The sequence below is a fragment of the uncultured Faecalibacterium sp. genome (genome assembly GCF_900066275.1).
Classification (GTDB): Bacteria; Bacillota; Clostridia; order Oscillospirales; family Ruminococcaceae; genus Faecalibacterium; species Faecalibacterium taiwanense.
In genome coordinates, this window is sequence record NZ_FMFG01000004.1 from 78,458 (window position 1) to 99,252 (window position 20,795).

The 20,795-nt window shown below is 58.1% G+C and carries 18 protein-coding genes; 10 read left to right on the top strand and 8 right to left on the bottom strand.

What is annotated here, in order from left to right; all coding sequences use genetic code 11:
* Position 1 precedes the first annotated feature (1 nt).
* The 8 genes from QZL71_RS02855 to QZL71_RS02890 all read left to right on the top strand — a co-directional run bounded on the left by QZL71_RS02855 (position 2) and on the right by QZL71_RS02890 (position 10,965).
* Positions 2-1,351 (top strand): 4Fe-4S dicluster domain-containing protein, encoded by a 1,350-nt coding sequence (locus QZL71_RS02855; RefSeq protein ID WP_294647667.1) that lies wholly within the window; start codon positions 2-4, stop codon positions 1,349-1,351.
* Between the two features lie 154 nt (positions 1,352-1,505).
* Positions 1,506-3,539: an ABC transporter substrate-binding protein gene (locus tag QZL71_RS02860; protein WP_294647669.1), complete on the top strand. Its 2,034-nt coding sequence runs from the start codon at positions 1,506-1,508 to the stop codon at positions 3,537-3,539.
* Positions 3,540-3,795: 256 nt separating this feature from the next.
* On the top strand, positions 3,796-4,737 hold the full coding sequence (locus QZL71_RS02865; RefSeq protein WP_097776451.1) for an ABC transporter permease: 942 nt from the start codon (positions 3,796-3,798) through the stop codon (positions 4,735-4,737).
* The gene (locus QZL71_RS02870; protein ID WP_005944541.1) at positions 4,737-5,768 is read left to right on the top strand and encodes an ABC transporter permease; all 1,032 of its coding nucleotides are present in this window, start codon (positions 4,737-4,739) and stop codon (positions 5,766-5,768) included. Before QZL71_RS02865 ends, QZL71_RS02870 begins: the two co-directional genes overlap by 1 nt.
* Before the next feature lie 12 nt (positions 5,769-5,780).
* Positions 5,781-6,833 (top strand): ABC transporter ATP-binding protein, encoded by a 1,053-nt coding sequence (locus tag QZL71_RS02875; protein WP_154255615.1) that lies wholly within the window; start codon positions 5,781-5,783, stop codon positions 6,831-6,833.
* A gap of 1 nt (position 6,834) precedes the next feature.
* A complete protein-coding gene (locus QZL71_RS02880) occupies positions 6,835-7,764 on the top strand; it encodes an ATP-binding cassette domain-containing protein (protein WP_154255616.1) in 930 nt (309 codons plus the stop codon).
* A 221-nt stretch (positions 7,765-7,985) separates the two neighbouring features.
* A complete protein-coding gene (locus QZL71_RS02885; protein WP_294647670.1) occupies positions 7,986-9,722 on the top strand; it encodes a class I adenylate-forming enzyme family protein in 1,737 nt (578 codons plus the stop codon).
* Between the two features lie 205 nt (positions 9,723-9,927).
* Positions 9,928-10,965, top strand: a complete 1,038-nt coding sequence (locus QZL71_RS02890) for an SGNH/GDSL hydrolase family protein (RefSeq protein WP_294647672.1) — start codon at positions 9,928-9,930, stop codon at positions 10,963-10,965.
* Between the two features lie 67 nt (positions 10,966-11,032).
* Here QZL71_RS02890 and QZL71_RS02895 read toward each other — a convergent pair whose 3' ends face one another.
* The 8 genes from QZL71_RS02895 to QZL71_RS02930 form a co-directional block, all read right to left on the bottom strand.
* Positions 11,033-12,703, bottom strand: coding sequence for an amino acid ABC transporter ATP-binding/permease protein (locus QZL71_RS02895; protein WP_294647673.1), 1,671 nt, complete (start codon positions 12,701-12,703; stop codon positions 11,033-11,035).
* 2 nt (positions 12,704-12,705) lie between these two features.
* On the bottom strand, positions 12,706-14,436 hold the full coding sequence (locus QZL71_RS02900) for an ABC transporter ATP-binding protein/permease (RefSeq protein ID WP_294647675.1): 1,731 nt from the start codon (positions 14,434-14,436) through the stop codon (positions 12,706-12,708).
* The gene (locus tag QZL71_RS02905) at positions 14,433-14,837 is read right to left on the bottom strand and encodes a metal-dependent transcriptional regulator (protein WP_005944549.1); all 405 of its coding nucleotides are present in this window, start codon (positions 14,835-14,837) and stop codon (positions 14,433-14,435) included. The genes QZL71_RS02900 and QZL71_RS02905 overlap by 4 nt, the downstream gene beginning before the upstream one ends.
* Before the next feature lie 110 nt (positions 14,838-14,947).
* Positions 14,948-15,130, bottom strand: a complete 183-nt coding sequence (locus tag QZL71_RS02910) for a FeoB-associated Cys-rich membrane protein (protein ID WP_044954063.1) — start codon at positions 15,128-15,130, stop codon at positions 14,948-14,950.
* Between the two features lie 36 nt (positions 15,131-15,166).
* Positions 15,167-17,353 (bottom strand): ferrous iron transport protein B, encoded by a 2,187-nt coding sequence (feoB, locus tag QZL71_RS02915; protein WP_294647677.1) that lies wholly within the window; start codon positions 17,351-17,353, stop codon positions 15,167-15,169.
* Positions 17,354-17,378: 25 nt separating this feature from the next.
* Positions 17,379-17,600, bottom strand: a complete 222-nt coding sequence (locus QZL71_RS02920) for a FeoA family protein (protein WP_005944554.1) — start codon at positions 17,598-17,600, stop codon at positions 17,379-17,381.
* Positions 17,601-17,682: 82 nt separating this feature from the next.
* The gene (locus QZL71_RS02925; RefSeq protein ID WP_005944556.1) at positions 17,683-17,898 is read right to left on the bottom strand and encodes a FeoA family protein; all 216 of its coding nucleotides are present in this window, start codon (positions 17,896-17,898) and stop codon (positions 17,683-17,685) included.
* 445 nt (positions 17,899-18,343) lie between these two features.
* On the bottom strand, positions 18,344-18,928 hold the full coding sequence (locus QZL71_RS02930; RefSeq protein ID WP_005944560.1) for a DUF3793 family protein: 585 nt from the start codon (positions 18,926-18,928) through the stop codon (positions 18,344-18,346).
* 447 nt (positions 18,929-19,375) lie between these two features.
* Between QZL71_RS02930 and QZL71_RS02935 the strand changes: the two genes are divergently transcribed.
* Positions 19,376-19,975: a uridine kinase family protein gene (locus tag QZL71_RS02935; RefSeq protein WP_294647679.1), complete on the top strand. Its 600-nt coding sequence runs from the start codon at positions 19,376-19,378 to the stop codon at positions 19,973-19,975.
* Between the two features lie 288 nt (positions 19,976-20,263).
* Positions 20,264-20,779, top strand: coding sequence for a hypothetical protein (locus tag QZL71_RS02940; RefSeq protein WP_294647680.1), 516 nt, complete (start codon positions 20,264-20,266; stop codon positions 20,777-20,779).
* The last annotated feature ends 16 nt before the right edge of the window (positions 20,780-20,795 follow it).

Here is a 20,795-nt window from a genome sequence, read left to right on the forward strand (position 1 = left end):
TATGGGCTTTTTTACACGCACCGCGATGGATATGCTGATGAAAACTACCCATCCCGAGATCAACCGCCGCCAGTGCTGGAACCTGCATCCCCATCGCAAGCCCTGCACCGAGTGCAAGGATATCTGCCCCTATGGCGAACAGATCTTTACCCGCCCGAACCTTGTGAAGGACTGGGACCCCTGTACCGAGTGCGGCCTGTGCGTCTCTGCCTGCCGCAGCGGCTGCATCATCCCTTCGCCGGAGCAGGTGCAGCGGGACACCTCTGCCGCCGATACCGACAATGACACCATCTGGATCGGCTGCAAAAAGTCCACCCGCAAAAATTCCATGGTGCGCACCTGCATCTCTGCCCTCACATGGGAGACACTGGCCTACCTTGCCCTGAACAAAAAGATCGTGCTGGACCTGACCCCCTGCGGTGAATGTGAGAACGACCTGTGCGCCGCCCAGCTGCGCAAGGAGCTGACAAGGCTTGTGGATTTCTTTGGCCAGCCCATGTTCGAGGCACGGTTCACTCTGGCCTACGAGCCGGACGAAGCGCTCTACCACGTAAAGGAGCTGAGCCGCCGCGAAATGTTTGAGCAGGTGAGCCACGGCTCCAAAAGTGGCACCAAAAAGCTGCTGCAGATGCTGCCCGGCCTGCACAGCGAGGACGACGGCGGTGTGGATTTCCGCCTTTTGCTGCACCAGCGCACAAAGCAGCTGAAGGCATCCATGGAAACGCCGCTGAAGTACGGCTACTACCTGCCCAACTTTACCGATAAATGCTTTGGCTGCGGCAAGTGCGAAAAGGCCTGCCGCGCCGGTGCGCTGAAGCTGGAGGACCTGCCCGACGGCCAGACCCGCATCGTCATCACGCCGTGGAAGTGCAGCGAGTGCGAGGTGTGCGTGGCCTCCTGCTCCAACCATGGCATCGACGGCATGAAGCTGCGCCAGCTCACCACCCTTGGCCCGGTAAGTGTACACAAATGCACCAAGACCCTGTGCAAGGAATGCGGCAAACCCATTGCGCCGGGCAGTGTGGATGGTGTGTGCACCGTGTGCCGCATCAAGGCCCGCACCAAAAAGCGGCAGGAAGAAGCCGCTGCCAAGGCAAAGCAGCTGCGTGAGGAGCGCGAAGCCAAAAAGGCTGCAGAGGAAGCCGCCAAGGCAGCAGCCGAAGCCGGTGCCGACGCTGCTGAGACAGCTGTACAGACGGCTGCCGCCCCCGCAGAAACCGCTGCGGCCGGTTCCGTGATCACAGCACTGACCCCGGAAAAAGCAGCCCCCGCCGCGCTGGACGAAACCCCTGCTGCCGCACCGGAAAACACCGCAGAAAAGGATGTGCCCGACACACCGAAAAACGATTGACGGCGCACAGATTCAATGCTATACTGACCATAAGACCACGCACCGTGGCCACCGACTGTTACAAAGGGGTAACGGAGCTATTTCCGTTACCCCTTTCTTATCCCAAAGCACGAAGCAAGCTTTTGCCAAGATCTTACGAAAGAAGGATTTTACTATGGCTCATTCCATCTCCCGCCGCCAGTTCCTGCAAGGCAGCGGTGCAGCCGCCCTTTCTGTAGCAGCGGCTGGTCTGCTGAGCAGCTGCGGCGGCTCTTCCGCTTCCAATGGCGGCAGCACCGGCGCTGCCGGCAGCAGCTCCACCTACACCGTGCTGTATTCCCGTCAGCCCGCCACCCTGAACTATCTGGTCTGCTCAGCTGACCCGGACCTTTACCACGGCACTCAGTGCATCGACACGCTGGTGGAGTACGACAACCGCGGCAAGATCCGGGAGGGCCTTGCCACTGCTTGGGAGTGGGATGCCGACAGCCTGACATGGACGTTCCACCTGCGGGATGAGAACTGGGTGGACTGCAACGGCGAGGTGCTTGGCCCTGTGACCGCGCAGGACTTTGTGGATGCGCTGGCCTATGTGCTGAACCCGGACTACGCTTCCTCCACTGCAAGCCTTGTCACCCCCTATGTGGCCGGTGCGGACGACTACTATAACTACTGCGTTTACCGCAACAACGCCAATAACGGCACCGTGGCCGAGGACGGCACCACCTACGCCATTGATGCCAACGGCACCGTGACCGCCGCTGCCGCCGACGGCACCACCACCGAATACCCGGCTGTGGATTTTTCCACCGTGGGCGTGAAGGCTGTGGACGACCACACCCTGACCTACACGTTGAACTTCGACTTTCCCGGCTTCCTCAGCCTGCTGAGCTATGCTCCCTACGAGCCTGCCTACGGCCCGCTGCTGGAGGAGTTTGCCGACCAGTTCTGCACCAGTGCCGAGACCGCCTGCAGCTGCGGCGCGTTCTATCTGGCCGAGTACACCCCGCTGGAAAACTGGGTGATGAAGAAAAACCCCGAGAACTACGATGCCGACAGCGTTTACATCGACACGGTGCGCTACATCTACAATCAGGAAGAGCTGATCAGCGGCCCGGAGATGGTCAAGCGCGGCGAGATCGATCAGGCTACCATCAGCTCCGACATTCTGGACAGCTGGCTGGCCGACGACACCACCAAGGACATGGTTTCCATGGAGCGCCCGGAAACCGGCAAGAGCTACTTCTACATCTTCAACTTCCTGCCCTACCGCCACGAGTTCTCAAACTGGACCGTGACCGGCGTGGATGCCCAGTACGAGCCGGACAATTGGGCCAAGGCCATCAACTCCACCAACTTCCGCAGGGCTTTCCTGTATGCCATCAATCCCTCCGTCACGCTGGCCGTCACCGCGCCGGAAGGCTACGATAACTACAAGCTGCACACCATCACTCCGCCGTCCTTCTGTGCCAACAGCAAAGGCGTGGATTATACTGAGTGCGGCGGCCTTGCAAACCTCTCCGACTTCTTTGACGAAGCCAAGGCCAAAGAGTACCGTGATGCCGCCGTGGAAGAGCTGACTGCCGCCGGTGTCACCTTCCCCATCAAGATCCAGTATCCGTACAACCCCGCTGTGGTGGACTGGGACAAGCAGTGTCAGGTGTTCAAGCAGCAGGTGGAAGCCGTGCTGAACGACGGCTTCGACTTCATCAGCATCATCATCACGCAGGGTCCGTCCGACAACTTCCTGAACGCGGTGCGCCGGGTGGGTGCCTACCAGCTGATGTCCTACTACTGGGGCGCCGATTACTCCGACCCCGAGACCGAGGTGTACCCCTTCTATCAGGAAGCCGGCGACCGCGGCACCTGCTACAGCTTCCTGCGCACCGGCGTGGAGGACGGCATCGTGACCGGCGAGACCGCCGACCTCGTGATGCAGTACATGTCCATGGTGGAGAACGCCAAGACCATCACCGAGGATCTGGATGCCCGGTACGAAGCCTTTGCGGATGCCGAAGCCTTCCTCATTGAGAACGCACTGGTCATCCCGCTGGGGATGCCGGTGCCGCCCTACATTGCCACCCGCCTGAACCTGTGGGAGGGCCAGTACGCTCCCACAGGCCTTTCCACCAACCGACTGAAGGGCGTGCACATCCTCGACCATTACGTTTCCATGGAGGAGTATAACGCCAACCGGGATGCGCGGTAAAAACTGAATCGGAAACTCCCCCAGTCTGCTGCGCAGACAGCCCCCTCTGGGATGGGGCCTCTGGCGAAACCGGAAACTTTCCCGTCATGCCAAGGGCTCCCTCCCCGAGGGAGCTGACTTTGCGCAGCAAAGGCTGAGGGAGTTTTTGTTTGCTCCTCATTTTTCCCGCAAAAACTCACAAATCACTTTCCAAACGTAAGATTTTGCGTTATTCTATACTTATCTGTATTTATAAAGAAAAGAGAGGTGCACGGCTATGGTGCAATATCTCGCAAAACGCATCGGGCGCTCCATTCTGACCCTGTTCGTCATTGTGACGCTGGTGTTCTGCCTGCTGCGGCTCATGCCGGTGGAAGGCTACTTTGCAAACTACGAAAAAATGACCGAGGCACAGATCCAGGCCGGGCTGCAGTCCATGGGCCTGCTGGACCCGCTGCCGGTGCAGATCGGCCATTTCTGGCGGGATGCGCTGCACGGTGATCTGGGCGTGAGCCACATTTACAAGCTCAACGCTCCCGTGACCAAGATCCTTGCCCAGAAGCTGCCCATTTCCATCGAAATGGGTGTGCTGGCCATGCTGCTGAGCCTTGTGCTGGGCATCCCGCTGGGCCTTGTCATGGGCCGTTATAAGGGTCGCTGGCCGGATAAGCTGGGCACGGCATTCATCGTGCTCATTCAGGCGGTACCTGCGGCAGTGTACTTTTTGTATATCCAGATGTACGGCACCACCGCCATGGGCGTGGGCCTGCTGTTCGATGCCGCCAACTGGCGCTATTGGGTGCTGCCGGTGTGCAGCATGAGCCTTGCAAACCTTGCGTTCTACGCCATGTGGCTGCGCCGCTATATGGTGGACGAGAGCAACAAGGACTACGTCAAGCTGGCCCGCGCCAAGGGCGTGAGCGAGAACAATATCGCCCTGCACCACGTATTCCGCAACGCCATGGTGCCGCTGGTGCAGTACATTCCCTCCGCATTCCTGAACACCGTCGTCGGCTCCATCTACATCGAAAGCCTGTACAGCATCCCGGGCATGGGCGGCCTGCTGGTCACCTGTGTGCAGCGCCACGACAACACCATGGTGCAGGGCATCGTGCTGCTGTACGCCTGCGTGGGCATCATCGGCCTGATTTTGGGCGATGTGCTCATGGTGCTCATTGACCCCCGCATCAACTTTGGCAAGAAAGAAGGTGGACGCTGATGCTCTCTTTTCTGAAACGCGAAAAATCGAAGCAGCTGGAGGATCAGCTGAATGCTGCTCAGGCACAGCGCCGCACCGGCTGGGAAAATCTGCCGGAGGATGAGCTGTTCACCCCCGCCGGGTTCAGTGAGGAACAGGCCGAAGCCACCGCCAGCTCCAACTACAGCTACTGGGGCAGCACCTTCCGTGCCTTTTTCAAGAACAAGTTCGCCGTGGCCCTGCTGATCGCGCTGGTGGTCGTGGTTGCCTTTGCCTTCATCCAGCCCCACCTGCCCGGTCAGGCAGACCCGAACCTGTGCGCCGTGGACCCTGTGACCGGCATCCAGTACCGCAACATCGCCCCCGGGCAGGACGGCTTTATCTGGGGTTCCAACTCCATCGGTCAGGACCTGTGGGCACGCATCTGGGCCGGTGCACGCACCAGTCTGACTATCGCCTTCTTCGTGGCCCTCATCGAAGCGGTGGTGGGCATTACCGCCGGTGTGCTGTGGGGCTATGTGCGCGGGCTGGACTTTGTGTTCACCGAGCTGTACAACATCTTTGATAACATTCCCACCGCCATCGTGCTGATCCTCATTTCCTATGTAGCCACCCCCAGCATCTGGACCATGGTCCTTGGCATGGCCATCAAGGGCTGGATCGAAATGGCACGCTTCATCCGCAACCAGATCCTCATTATCCGCGACCGGGATTATAATGTGGCTTCCCGCTGCATCGGCACGCCCACCATCCGCATCGTGCTGCGCAACCTGCTGCCCTACCTCGTCTCGGTCATCATGCTGCGCATGGCCCTCACCATCCCGGAAGCCATTGGCAACGAGGTGTTCATCACCTACATCGGTCTGGGCCTGTCCGTGGAGACCCCCTCGCTGGGCAACCTGGTCAACGACGGCCGCAAGGTGATGATGCAGGCCGGGCTGCGCTACCAGCTGCTGTATCCCACCCTCATCCTGAGCTTTGTTACCATTGCGTTCTATCTGATCGGCAACGCCTTCTCGGATGCTGCCGATCCGAAAAACCATCTGCAGTAAGGAGGGGATATCATGGAACACAACCAGCTCATTCTCTCCGCAAAAGATGTCAACATCCAGTTCAACCTGCGTGGAAAAGTGCTGCATGCCATCCGTGGCATCGATCTTGACCTCTATCAGGGAGAGGTGCTTGCCATCGTAGGCGAGAGCGGCTCCGGCAAGAGCGTTTTTACCAAGAGCTTCATGGGCCTGCTGGATGCCAACGGCTCCATTACCAGCGGCACCATTGATTACTACGGCATGGCGGACGGCAAGCCGCTGCGCCTTTCTGACCTCAGAACCGAAAAGGACTGGCTGCGGGTACGTGGCCGCGAGATCGCCATGGTCATGCAGGACCCCATGACCAGCCTGAACCCGCTGAAGACCATCGGGGCACAGATCATGGAAGCCGTTGCCCTGCATCAGGGCTTAAAGGGTGCTGCCGCCAAGGAAAAAACGCTGGAATACCTGCGGGATGTGGGCATCTCTGACCCGGAAAAGCGCTTTAAGCAGTACCCGCACGAGTTCTCCGGCGGCATGCGCCAGCGTGTGGTCATTGCCATTGCGGTGGCCTGCAGCCCCAAGATCCTGATCTGCGACGAGCCTACCACCGCACTGGACGTGACCATTCAAGCCCAGATTTTGCAGCTTTTGAAGGAAATGCGGTTCAAGTACGATCTGACCATCGTCATGATCACCCACGATCTGGGCGTTGTGGCAAACATTGCAGACCGCGTAGCTGTGATGTACGCAGGCGACATTGTAGAGATTGGCACTGCTGACGAAATTTATTACGATCCCCGCCACCCCTACACATGGGCACTGCTTTCCAGTATGCCGCAGATGGGCGTGAAGGGCGAGGACCTGTTCAACATCGTGGGCACACCGCCAAACCTGTTTGCGGAAATTCGCGGCGATGCTTTTGCGCCCCGCAACCCGCAGGCGCTCAAGATCGATTTTGTCAAGCGCCCGCCTTACTTTAAGGTAACGCCCACCCACAAGGCTAAAACATGGCTGCTGGACCCCCGGGCGCCCAAGATCGAGCCGCCTGCTGCGGTAAAAATGCTGCGAGAGGAGGGGCTGTAAGATGGAAAATGAACGCGAAGTTCTTTTGGAAGTGAACCACCTGAACGTAACCTACGGCTCCGGCAAAAAAGCATATGAAGCTGTGCAGGATGCCAACTTTAAAATTTATAAGGGCGAGACCTTCGGCCTTGTAGGCGAAAGCGGCAGCGGCAAAACTACCATTGGCCGGGCCATCCTGCGCATTCTGCCCACCTCGGGCGGCGAGATCCTTTATAAAGGCCAGAAGATCAACGGCAGAATTTCCCGCCAGCTGGACAGGCAGATCATCAAAGAGATCCAGATGATCTTTCAGGACCCGCAGTCCTCGCTGAACGAGCGCGCCAAGGTGAGCTACATCGTGGGCGAAGGCCTGCAGAACGTCCGGCCTGATCTTTCCACCGCCCAGCAGGAGGAAAAGGTGCGTCAGGCTCTGCTGGACGTGGGTCTGCTGCCGGAATTTGCCTCCCGCTTCCCCCACGAATTTTCCGGCGGACAGCGCCAGCGCATCGGCATTGCCCGGGCCCTGATCGTGGAGCCGGAGTTCATCGTTGCCGATGAGCCCATCAGCGCACTGGATATGTCCATCCGTGCACAGGTGCTGAACCTGCTGCGCCGCCTGCAGAAGGAACGCGGCATCACCTACCTGTTCATCGCCCACGATCTTTCCGTGATGCGCTACATCTCCGACCGCATCGCCGTCATCCACAAGGGCCGCATCGTGGAGCTGGCCGGGGCCGAAGAGTTGACAGCCCACGCCATCCACCCCTATACCCGCAGCCTGCTTTCCGCCATTCCCATGCCGGACCCCCGCAGGGAGCGGCAGAAAAAGCTGCTGGTGTACGACCCCGCCATGCACGACTACTCCAGAGAGGCCCCCCAGTGGCGCGAACTGCGGCCTGAGCATTTTGTACTGTGCAGCGCTGCCGAAGCCGAGCAGTGGCTGCCGCGCTGACCCCCAACATTTCGGGCTGAATCGTTGTTTTACGGCTCTTTTACGCAACATTCAAAGTTTATTTCTTGACATTCTCCGGCAGCTCCACTACAATAGAATCTGCATCATTGATTCTGATTTTTGAGTTATTAGCGTGTTCTGACCGGCGGCTTTCATCTTCTTTGCAAAGTTGTCGGCTTTTGGCAATGAAAAGAAGAAGAAAGAAAAGAGGACTTTATTCTATGACTACTGAACAGCGTGAACCGCTCTATGCGTCCACTGCGAAGCCCTGGCTGAAGTACTATGACCAGAAATACATCGACATGCCCCTGCCCAAGTGCAGCGCCTTTGAGTATCTCTGCCATCAGAACAAAAACCACCTGAGCGAGACCGCTCTGGAGTATTATGGCCGCAAATTCACCTTTGCAGACCTCTTTGTGAATATCAAGAAAACCGCTGCCGCCTTCCGTGCTCTCGGCGTGAAAAAGGGCGACATCATCACCGTTGTCAGTGTGATGACCCCCGAGGTGATCTATGCCTTCTACGCTGTCGATATGATCGGTGCAACGCTGAATCTGGTGGACCCGCGCTACAGCGTTGAGGGCATCCACGAGTACATCGAAGAGGTAGATTCCCGCCTGCTGATCTGCCTGAATGTGACCTATGAGCGCTGCCACAAGGCAGAAAAGCGCACCAATGTGGAGCGCGTTCTGGTCATCAGCCCTGCAGACTCCCTGCCGCTGCATCTGGCCGTCGGCTACAAGCTGACCAACCCCGATAAGAACCGCTACAAGTCCAATGTGATCCACTGGAAGGACTTTATTGCACAGGGCAAGGATCAGAGCATGAACGCCGAACCCTACGACCCGCAGCACGCCTGCGTGGTGGTACACACCGGCGGCACCACCGGTTCGCCCAAGGGCGTTATGCTGACCGACGACAGCTTTAACTCTCTGGCCCACGAATTCATCGCCCAGAGCAACCTGTTCTGCCGCGGCCAGAAGCTGATGAACGTCATGCCTCCGTTCATTGCCTACGGCTATGCCTGCGGCGTGCACATGCCGCTGGTCATGGGCCTGCACGTCGTCATCATCCCCAATCTGGACCCCGACAAGCTGGGCGCACTGATCTGGAAGCACAAGCCCGAGCACATGTTCGGCGTTCCGGCCCACTACCAGCAGATGGCAGCTTCTCCGCTGCTCAAGAAGAAGAAGGATCTCTCCTTCATCCGCAACTATGCCGCCGGCGGCGACTCGCTGCCGCTGGGCGCTGAGCTGACTGTGAACGAGTTCCTGAAGGCGCACAACGTGGAATATCCGCTGGCCAAGGGCTATGGCATGACCGAGGTCGCCTCTGCCGCTACCGTTGCCGCCGGCAACGTGACCAAGCCCGGCAGCGTGGGCATTCCCATGCTGAACACGGTGGTGTCCATTTTTGAGCCTGGCACCGAGACCGAACTGCCCATCGGTGAGCGCGGCGAGATCTGCATCTGCACCCCCACCGTCATGAAGGGCTACTACAATAAGCCCGAGGAGACCGACATGATCCTGCGCCGCCATGCAGACGGCCAGATCTGGGCACACACCGGCGATGTCGGCTACATGGACGAGGACGGCTTTGTGTATCTGGATTCCCGCATCAAGCGCATGATCATCCGTCACGATGGCTTCAAGGTGTTCCCGTCCATGATCGAGAACGTCATCAGCCGCCACCCGGCCGTGCATCAGTGCTCGGTGGTGGGCTGCACCGATAAGGACCATGTGCAGGGCCGCCTGCCCTTCGTCTACGTGGTGCTGGACCCGGAAGGCGACAAGAAAAAGCGCCAGATCGTGCGGGAACTGCGCCAGCTGTGCAATGAAGAGCTGCCGGAGTATGTGCAGCCGGTGGGCTACAAGTTCATCTCCGAAATGCCCTTTACCCCTGTTGGCAAGGTGGACTACCGCAAGCTGGAAGAAGAGATCACTCCCCGCGATTACTGATCCTGAACTTCACCCTGTAATTTTTCAGACACTGAGCTCTCCCGAAAGGGAGAGCTTTTTTGTATGGAAGAAACTGCAGAATACGGACGCAGCGATGGCCGCAATTTTTTGAATTTTGTCAGTTGACAATTTTTACTTTCCATTTTATCATAGAGACAACAGCTGTGCCGCACAGGTGCAGTCATTCCAGAAAGAAGGAATTACAATGAAAAACAAAAAGTTTGCCAGCTTTCTGGCCGCAGCGGCAGCGCTTGTGCTGCTGGCCATGCCTGCATTTGCTGCCGACGAACAGACGGAGCTGCCTGCCGCCGAAGCAGCAGAGGTGCAGCAGGAGCAGACCGCAGCGCCTGCTGAGCAGGAGACCGCCCTGCCCGCCGATGCCCAGACAGCCGGCGAACCGGAGCAGCAGCTCACCTATGTGGCGCTGGGCGACAGCATCACCTCCGGTGTCGGCCTTGCCGATATGAAATACAACATCGCCCAGATCGGCTACGATCTGCAGCCGAACTTTGAGGGCTACCCTTCCCAATGCTACACCGCCCTTGTGGGCAAGGGCCTTGGGCTGGACCGCCAGCACGCCATCAATCTGGGCCTGCCCGGCCTGATGAGCCCTGACATGCTGGATATGGTGCAGAACAGCGCCATGCCCAAGATGAATCAGGCTTCCGGCGCATATTACGTCTACCCGGAATATCAGGAGTATCTGCGCAAGGCCGATATCATTTCCATCCAGATCGGCTCCAACGACGCGCTGGTGCCCTGCATCGTAGGTCTGGGCGAGGCCACCAACTGGAAGAGCGAGCAGCTTGCCGCACTGATGGTCAGCGGTGCCCTGCGTGATTTCAACTTCCAGAAGCTGGGGCTCTTCCTCGAAGCGCTGAACCGTATGACCCTTACCTTTGACGAGAGCCGCGCCACCAACCGCCTGCTGTTCCGCGGCATGGATGAGATCTGCGATCAGGCCTATACCAATGTGACCAACAGCCTGCCGCAGATCGTGGCCAGTATCCGCGCACTGAACCCGGATGCCAAAATCGTGCTGCTGGGTTACACCAATCCGGTGCCTCTGCTGCCCGCATGGAACCGCTATTTCAGCAAATTGAACCGCTTTGCCAAAGACCTTGCCGCACAGGAAGGCTTGATCTATGTGGACATTCCCCGTGCGCAGACCGCTGCCGACGGCCACCCCACCGTTAAGGGCCACCAGTACATTGCAAACCAGATTTTGAATGCTCTGAAGTGAGCTTTCCATCAAAAAAGCCTGTCTCATTTTTGCGAGACAGGCTTTTTTTGTTTGCGCTGTTCTGTTTTCAGCTCAGCCGGCCGCTTTCCACCGAAAAGCTGATATCTGCCGCAGCCATGGTAGACTTGCGGTGGGAGACCAACAGCACCGTTTTGTCTTTGCACTCTGCCCGCACAGCCTTGAGGATCACACCCTCATTCAGGCTGTCCAGATTGGAGGTAGGCTCGTCCAGCAGCAGGAAGGGTGCATCATGCAGGAAGGCACGCGCCACACCGATGCGCTGGCGCTCGCCGCCGGAAAGTGCACCGCCCAGCTCACCCACCGGGGTATCATAGCCCTTGGGCAGGCTGTGGATAAAGCCGTCCAGCGCAGCCTTTTTGCAGGCTGCTTCCACCTCTTCCCGGGTGGCATCCCGCTTTGCAATGCGGATGTTGTTCTCAATGGTACCGTCGAACAGCTCGGTCTCCTGCGTCACAAGGCTTTCCTGTTCGCGCAGGGCGGCGGTGTTCACGCGGCGGATATCCTCTGCGCCAAAGCGGATGCTGCCGCTGGATACATCCCAGAAGCGCATCAGCAGCCGCAGGAAGGTAGACTTTCCGCTGCCGGAGCGGCCGGTGATGCCCACAATCTTCTTTTCCGGAATGGTCAGGCTCAGGTCATGCAGCACCTCCTCCTTGGCATAGGCAAAGTTCACATGCTCTGCCGCAGCACCTGCAAATGCGGTGTCTGTGCCGTCGGTCACATCGGCGGTGACGGGCTGTTCGTCCAGCAGGTCCAGCACGCGGTCTGCGCTGGCGAACACCTGCGTCAGGCTGGCACCAAGGTTTGCCAGCGCCACCACCGGGCCAAAGGAGCTGAGGGCCGAAAGGGTGCACACCAGTACGCCCTCCACGCCCATTTTACCGCTCTGGTAAAGGTTCAGGCTCACACCCAGCACGGCCAGCACCGTGAGCAGGATCAAGGTGTTCGTGATGGCCACGGTCAGGCCCTCGCGGTATTTCATCGCCTTCTGCTTTTCGCCCAGCATCTCACTGTGGGCCGTGATGCCCTCGGCGCGGGCTGCGGTGTCCTGATACTGCAGGGTATCCTTCAGGCCGCGCAGGCTTTCCAGCACATAGCTGTTGGTATCGGCCAGTGCCTGACGGTACTCCCGGGCGGCACGGTCGCCGCGCTTTGCGCTCCACACCGGCAGGGCCACGCCCACCAGCAGATAGCCCGCCAGCAGCACCAGCGCAGGCAGGATGTGCCAGCTGCCCACAAAGCCCGTCATGCCGATGACGCAGATGAACGCGATGCAGATGGGCGAAATGGTGTGGGCATAGAACACCTCCAGCGCTTCGATATCGGCGGTGATGAGCGAGATCAGGTCACCGCGGTCACGGCCTTCCAGCTTTGCCGGGGTCAGACGGCGCAGCGCCCCGAACACCTTATCGCGGATCAGGGCCAGCAGCTTGAAGGCGATATAGTGATTGGACGCCTGCTCTGCATAGCGCAGAACACCGCGCAGCAGCGCAAACACCAGAATGCAGGCAAAGGCCGTGCCCACGGTCCTCACCGGGCTTGCAAGCCCCAGCGCACGCAGGATGCCAAAGCCGCCGAAGATGGTAATAAAGGTGGCGCAGAAATGGCCTGCCACCCCCATCACGATCGCTGCCAGCATGATGGGCAGCATGGGCTTTACCAGCACGATCAGCCGTCTCACAATGGCAAAGGGGCTGCGATGATTGCTCTTGTTCATGCTCAGGCATCCTCCTCTTCCAGTGTTTCCAGCTGCCGCTGTGCCAGATACAGGCGGCTGTAAGCCCCCTGCTTTGCCAGCAGCTCGGCGTGTGTGCCCTGCTCGATCACACGGCCATTGCTCATTGCATAGATGCAGTCGCTGTGCACCACGTTTGCCAGACGGTGGGAGATCAGGATGATCGTCTTTTTCCCGGCAAGGCTGTGGATGGCCTGCATGATGTCGTTCTCGCTCTCGGCATCCACGTTGGAAGTGGCTTCGTCAAACAGGTAGATGGGCGTATCGTGCAGCAGGGCGCGGGCCATGGCAAGGCGCTGGCGCTGGCCGCCGGAAAGATTGCTGCCGCCCTCATGCAGAGCGGTCTGCAGGCCGTTCTGGCTGCGGCAGAAATCGGCCAGATTCACCTGTTCCAATGCCGCCCAGAGCTGTGCCTCGTCCGCGTCCGGCTTTGCCATGCGCAGGTTGCTCTCCACCGTGCCCTTGAAGATGGCGGCGTTGTGGGGCACCAGCGTCAGGGTGCGCAGACGCTGTTCCTGCTGCAGCTCCTGCACCGGCACGCCACCCAGCGTCACGCTGCCGGTATAGCCGGTGCGGCTGCCGGACAGCAGCGCCGCAATGGTGCTTTTGCCGCAGCCACTCTCACCCACCAGCGAGACAAAACTGCCCTGCGGAATGGTAAAGGAGACATCGTTCAGGATAGTGCGGTCCTTCTCGTAACCAAAGGTGACATGCTCAAGCTTCAGAGTCGTATTCTCTCCGGGCACGCGGTCGCCGTCGGCAGGCTCTTCCGCTGCCAGAAGCTTGAAGATCTTCTCTGCCGAAGCGGCACCGTTCATGGCAATGTGGAAGTAGCTGCCCAGCAGCCGAAGCGGCAGGAAAAAGTCCGCCGCCAGCAGCACGATGGTCAATGTGGCGGTCAGGGTCAGCCGGCCTTCCGCAAATGCAGCCACCGCGCTGATGATGCCAAGGCCCGCACCGCCGTAAGCCATCAGGTCCATCAGTGTCACCGAGTTCAGCTGCATGGTGAGCACCTTCATGGTGATCCTGCGGAAGCGCTCAGCCTGCGCATTCATCTGCTCGTGCTTCCAGCCGTCGGCCTGATAAATTTTCAGGGTGGTCAGGCCCTGAATGTTCTCAAGGAAGCTGTCGCCAAGGGTGGTGTATTCGCCCCAGTAGTTTGCCAGCAGCTTTTTGGCAAACTTCTGCACTGCCACAATGGACATGGGGATCAGCGGCACGCAGCACAGCAGGATGATGGCCGACCGTGCGTGCACACCCACCAGCAGCACAAACAGGGTAACGGGTGCCAGCAGGCTGTAGAACAGCTGCGGCAGGTATTTTGCAAAGTAGGTGTCGATCTGCTCCACACCTTCGCTGGCCAGCATCACCACCTCGCTGGTGGCCGCCGTCTCGGTGTAGTTGGGGCCAAGGCGGGCAAGCTTTGCGTAGATGCTGCTGCGCAGGGTGCGCTTGACATCCTTGGAAGCCTGATCGCTCATGGCCGATGCCAGCATGGTAAAGGCAAAGCGCATGGGCACCGTGGCAAGGCAGAGCACAAGGTTCTGCCACAGCTGTGCACTGGTCAGGCTGCCTGCAAAGGCTGCGCCCACCAGCTGGGCAATGGCCCGCACAAAGATCACGTTGCACAGCATCCCCAGCCATTGGAAAGCCACATTGGCTCCCACATACCGCAGCGCACCGCGGTCAAAGGACAGCAATTTTTTGTTGATCACTGGGCTTTCTCCGTTTCTGCTTTTTCTGCATCACTGCCAAACAGACGCTCATATTCGCCGGTAAAGATGCGCTCCGGCAGTGCACTGGTCATGGCAAGGGCAGCGGTAAAGCGCTCTTCTTCGCTCAGCGGCTCACTGACCGGTGGGAAATGGGTCAGGATCGTTTTCAGCTCCCGATCCACCTGTTTTGCCACCCAGATGCCCCGGTCTGTCATATAGATCTTGCCGTAGTGCTCCTTTACGATCATGCCGCGCTCCATGAGCAGATTCATGATACGCACCACCGAGGGCTTGGTCACGCCAAGCTTTTCCGCAATGCTGCGGGAGCTGATATCCAGATGGGTCTGTGAGACTTCGTAGATCGCCAGCAGATAGCGCAGATGCGCCGACGTAAGTTCCATCCCGATCACTCTCTTTCGTTTTGATGTTACTCAAGGCTAACTTTTTTCTTTTGAAAAAAGGGCGCGAGCCGAATGTTCCAGCCCGCGCCCTTTGCGGATCATTTCAATGCTCAGTGACAGCCGCTGCAACCACTGCAGCTGCCATTGCAGCCGCCTTCGCCGCAGCCGCTGCACCCACTGCAGCCGCCGCCATGCTTGTGGGAGTGCCATGTGATCCAGCCCACACCGCCAAACACGATGACTGCCACAATGATCGTGGGCAGATTAAAATTTGCAGCGAGGAATTCCATCATACAAAACACACCCTTTCACAATGTCATGCGGTTCGATCAGATCTTGGTCACGTCGATCTTGACTTCGTTGTTGCCCGCGTACTTGTTGGGACGCACCAGCAGGTAGATGAAGGCCACCAGAACAACAGCAGCCACGATGGTGAAGAAGTTGAAGCCAATCTCACCGGTGATCAGGCCGCCCAGCTGGTACACCACCAGAGCGGCGCAGTAAGCCAGAGCGCACATATAACCAATGGCGATGGCGGTCCACTTGCCGTTGTTCATCTCGCGCTTGATGGCGCCCATAGCAGCGAAGCAGGGAGCGCACAGCAGGTTGAAGATCATGAAGGCGTAAGCCGACAGAGTGGTGTAGTCCTGCGCAACAGCAGCCCAGATCTCATCGCCGTTCTCAGACAGCTCGCCGCCGAAGTGATACAGAACACCGAAGGTACCAACCACGTTCTCCTTTGCGATCAGGCCGGAGACGGAAGCGACAGTTGCACGCCAGTTGCCGAAGCCCAGAGGTGCAAAGATCCATGCGACCTTGGTAGCGATCGCAGCCAGCACGGAGTTGTCCTGATCCTCGACCATGCCGAAGACACCATTCTCGAAGCCGAAGCCCTGCAGGAACCACAGCACAACGGTAGCGGCCAGAATGACGGAGCCTGCGCGCTTGATGAAGGACCAGCCGCGCTCCCAGGTTGCACGGAACACGTTGCCCCATGCAGGCACATGGTATGCGGGCAGCTCCATCACGAAGGGAGCGGGATCACCTGCGAAGAGCTTGGTCTTCTTCAGGATCACGCCGGAGCAGATGATGGCAGCCATGCCAATGAAGTAAGCAGAGACAGCCACCAGAGAAGAACCGCCGAACATCGCACCTGCGATCAGGCCGATGATGGGCATCTTTGCGCCGCAGGGGATGAAGCAGGTGGTCATGATGGTCATGCGGCGGTCACGCTCGTTCTCGATGGTACGGGAAGCCATAACACCGGGCACGCCGCAGCCGGTACCGACCAGCACGGGGATGAAGCTTTTACCGGACAGGCCGAACTTGCGGAAGATACGGTCCATGATGAAGGCGACACGGGACATATAGCCCACATCCTCCAGAATGGACAGCAGGAAAAACAGCACCAGCATCTGGGGAACGAAGCCCAGAACTGCGCCGACACCGGCAACGATGCCGTCCATGATCAGGCCGTACAGCCAGCCTGCCACGCCGATGCTCTCCAGCAAGCCGCCCAGAGCATTGGGAACAATTTCACCGAACAGGACATCGTTGGTCCAGTCGGTGGCAAAGGTACCAATGGCCCAGCCGCCGTCTGCAATGGAGGTGCCCATGGACAGGGAGTACATCAGGAACATGACCAGTGCGAAGATGGGCAGAGCCAAAATACGGTTGGTCACGATCTGGTCGATCTTATCGGAAACGGTCAGGTGCTCCACGCGGGCCTTTTTCTTAACAGCTTTGCCCACGACGGTGTTGATATATGCATAGCGCTGGTTGGTGATGATGCTCTCAGCGTCATCGTCCATCTCCGCTTCGCAGTCCTTGATGTGCTGGTCGATGTGGTCGGTCAGGCTCTTGTCGAGCTTCAGCTCGTCCATGACCTTCTCGTCGCGCTCGAACAGCTTGACGGCATACCAGCGCAGGAAGCGGTCATCCACCTTGCCCTGAATGGACTCTTCGATGTGGGCAATGGCGTGCTCCACGCTGCCGGTGAACACATGGGGCAGCTCAGCAGCCTTGGTAGCCTTTGCAGCAGCCACAGCAGCCTTTGCAGCAGCCTCGGTGCCCTCGCCCTTCAGTGCGCTGATTTCAACAGCCTGACAGCCCAGCTCTGCGCTCAGCTTCTTCAGGTCGATCTTATCACCGTTCTTGCGCACCAGATCGATCATGTTCACAGCCATGACCACCGGGATACCCAGCTCGATCAGCTGGGTGGTCAGGTACAGGTTACGCTCAATGTTGGTACCATCGATGATGTTCAGGATGGCATCGGGCTTCTCCTTGACCAGATAAGTACGGGAAACCACTTCTTCCAGCGTGTACGGAGACAGCGAGTAGATGCCGGGCAGGTCCTGAATGATAACATCCTTATCGCCCTTCAGCTTGCCTTCCTTCTTTTCCACCGTAACGCCGGGCCAGTTGCCGACATACTGGTTGGAGCCGGTCAGATTGTTGAACAGGGTCGTTTTACCGCAGTTCGGGTTGCCGGCAAGTGCAATTTTAATGCTCATTGCTTAATCCTTCCTCCCTTTGGGATCAGACTACTTCGATCATTTCAGCATCGGCCTTGCGCACGCTCAGCTCGTAGTTGCGCACGGTCAGCTCCATGGGGTCACCCAGAGGTGCCACCTTGCGGACATAAATCTCAACACCCTTGGTGATGCCCATGTCCATGATGCGGCGCTTGACCGGGCCTTCACCGTGCAGCTTTGCCACAGTAGCGGTCTCGCCGACCTTTACGTCTTTCAGAGTTTTCATACTTAACCATCCTCCTCTGCTTGTCTTTATAGAGAGACTATTCCAGTTTCGGAGCAGCTCCCAAACAGCGCCGGGGCACTGTTCAGCCAATCATGATACGGTTTGCCATGGTCTTGTCCAGCGCGATGCGGCTCTCCTTGACCTGAATGATCAGGTTGCCTGCGATCTCGTTGACGACCGTTACCTCACTGTCCACCACAAAACCCAGCTCTGCCAGATGCAGCCGGATCTCGTCCTTGCCGGTGATCTTTTTGATGGTGACGGTCTCCCCTGCTTTTGCCATTGTCAAAGGCATCATACTTCCGCTTCCCTTCCTGTTTGAATCTGGGATATCGCTGCGGTTAGTCAGCCGCAACTACCAACGTGGATAGTTTACGCTCACTAACCTTTTATGTCAATAGTTTTTTCACAATTAAAAGTTAGTTCATATGAACAAACAATTTTTCTGCCCGATTTTTTCCGTTTTTTCACCACAATCAACAACAACTAACTCAAATTATTGAATCAAAGTTAGCCATTGTTTACATTTTCTTGTTCTTTTTGGGCGGCATCTTGTAAACTATCACAAAGCTTTTTCTCTGCTCTGCTGTGCTCTTTTGCTGCAAATGACACAGCCGCGTGGTACAGTGGTCAGTCTGCACCGCGCGGCCGCATGTCAAAAGGAGGATTTCTTTCCTGCCAGTGCGTGGACACCAGCAGGTGCCAGGATAAAAAGAGAGTATTTGAAAAGAGAATGACAAATTTTAAGCCGCCACGGCAAGGCGGAGAATGGGCGTTCCACTGTGGAACAGCCGCAGATAGACTGCTGTGCACTTGCTCAGCTGGTCAAAGTGCTTCTGCGCTGCATCCGGGTCGCCATAGGACTTCCAGCAGCCGCAGCAGGTAAAGTTCTTGCCGCGGTTCTCGATAAAGCCCACAACATCGCCCAGTGGATAGCCAAGGAACACCCCGATCTCATGCGGAAATTCTGCCGAACAGCACAGCTTGCGGGAAAGCTGAGTGAGCATATTGCCCACATCCGGTGCTTCGCCCGCTTCCGGCAGGCGGTAGCCCTCCTGCCGCAGAAAGCTCTGCACCTTTTCATCTGCCAGCACGGCAGCCAGCCTGCTTTCGCGGTAGACATACACAAGATATCGGTGGTTGAGCACGCAGCCCTTGAGCACCCGCACACGCAGGCCCTTGGGGTTCAGCTGAGTGTTCCAGTTTTTCACCCGGCGCGCAAGGTCGGCGCAGTCGCGGGTCTCATAGCGGAACAGGCCTGCCGGTTTCAGGCTGGCCAGCACCGGGGCACACTGTTCGATCATGACCGTCTCAAAATTACGCTCCATGTCTGTGCCCTCCCGCCTTGTTTCTCCGGGCTATTGTTCCCCGGATGCGCCGTGGTTATAAGTTAGATATTTCTAACCCTGATTCCAAAAAAGAAGCAGCTTTGCGCGGAGCATTCAAGGCTTCGGTCTGCCGATCTGTTTCTTGCGGTTAGGTATTTCTAACGTGACTGTATCTTACCACAGCGGTGGGCCGTTGTCAACACTTTTCTTGAAAAAAGTTATTCGTGGCAAACCACGGTTTTCTCCACCTCGCTTTTTGTGCATTCTACCGTTTTGGCGCAGGCTGTGGTATAATAAGGAAAACCCTCTCAGGCGCTAACGCGCCAGCTCCCCCGAAGGGGGAGCTCTTTATAGAGTCAGCGCATTCAAAAGCTCTCCCCTTCGGGAGAGCTGGCATTGCGCAGCAATGACTGAGAGGGTTCTATCTTATAAAAGGAGCACGCATCCATGCCACAGAACATTGCACCGCCGGGCCTGATCTCCCTTCTTGCCGCCGCACTGGCACAGCAGCCCACAAAGCCGCTGGTGCTGGCGCTGGATGGCCGCTGCGGCAGCGGCAAGACCACCCTTGCAAATACGCTGGCCCGGCAGTTCCCGGCCAGCATCACCCTGCACACCGATGATTTTTACCTGCCGCCTGCACAGCGCATCCGCGGCTGGGAGAAAACGCCCTGCGCCAATATGGACCTTGACCGCCTGCGGGACGAAGCCCTGCGCCCAGCCTACGAGGGCCAGCCGGTGCAGTACCGTGCCTATTCCTGCCGCGAGGGTGCGTACCTGCCCGCGCGGGAGCTGGCCGCGCAGCCGCTGGTGATTTTGGAGGGCAGCTACAGCCACCACCCGCTGCTGACCGGCTGCGAAACGCTGCGGGTGTTCCTGACCTGCGCAAAAGAAGAGCAGACCCACCGCCTGCAGGCGCGGGAGGGGGAGCGATATGTAAACTTTGCCGCCCGGTGGGTGCCGCTGGAGGAGGGCTATTTTGCCCAGTACCACATTGCGGAGACGGCAGATTTTGTGGTAGACACCACCCAAGGCGGGACGATTTGAAATGGCTTCTGCTTCGCTCTAGCCATTATCAGCGGAAGAATTATTTTTATTTGTAGTTCCGAAACGCCTGCGGGCGTTTCGGAACTACTTTTTCACGGGGAGGGGGCTCCCTTTTTGCGCACCTTGCCCAAAAAGGCGGGAAATATTTTTCTCTCCCCCTGCCCCCCTGCGGGAATGGGGGGTTATTTTGCATCAAGTCGCACTTGCGGGGAGGGGGTAGCATCTGTTAAACTTATAGTCACGAAGAAAGCAACGCCACGCTACAACAAAGAACGGAGAATGACCCTTATGAAAAAACTGGCAAGACTGACCGCCCTTTTGCTCACCGGTGCGCTGCTGGCGCTGACCGCCTGCGGGGCTGCGCCGCTTGCGCCGGAGCAGCAGGCAAAGCAGCGGCTGCTGGGCGAGATCAACAGCTACCGCGCGACCCTTGAGTTTGCTGCGCCGCTTGAGGAAGTAAAACAGCTCTCTGATGCCGAGCAGATCTGGGTAGAGCAGTTCCGCGCCGCCGGCAAGACCGAGCTGCCAGAGAGCACAACGAACGAAACCCATCAGAAATGGGCAAGCATGACCGGGAACTGGACGCGTTGTGATACTTTCGGCTTGGGTATGAAGAAAGATGCGAGTGGCGAGTTGATCGACATTCTGCTTGCCAAGGTTCCAGCCAATACCCCGGAGGGCAAGGCAGAGCTGTCGGAAGCCTTGAAGCATCCTGCCTTTAATCGCAGCGCTTGCACGAAAATCGGCATTGCCGTTGTGACCATTGACGGGCAGATGTACTGGACCTGCAGCGTGTATTCCTGATTTTCCCTTTCCCCCA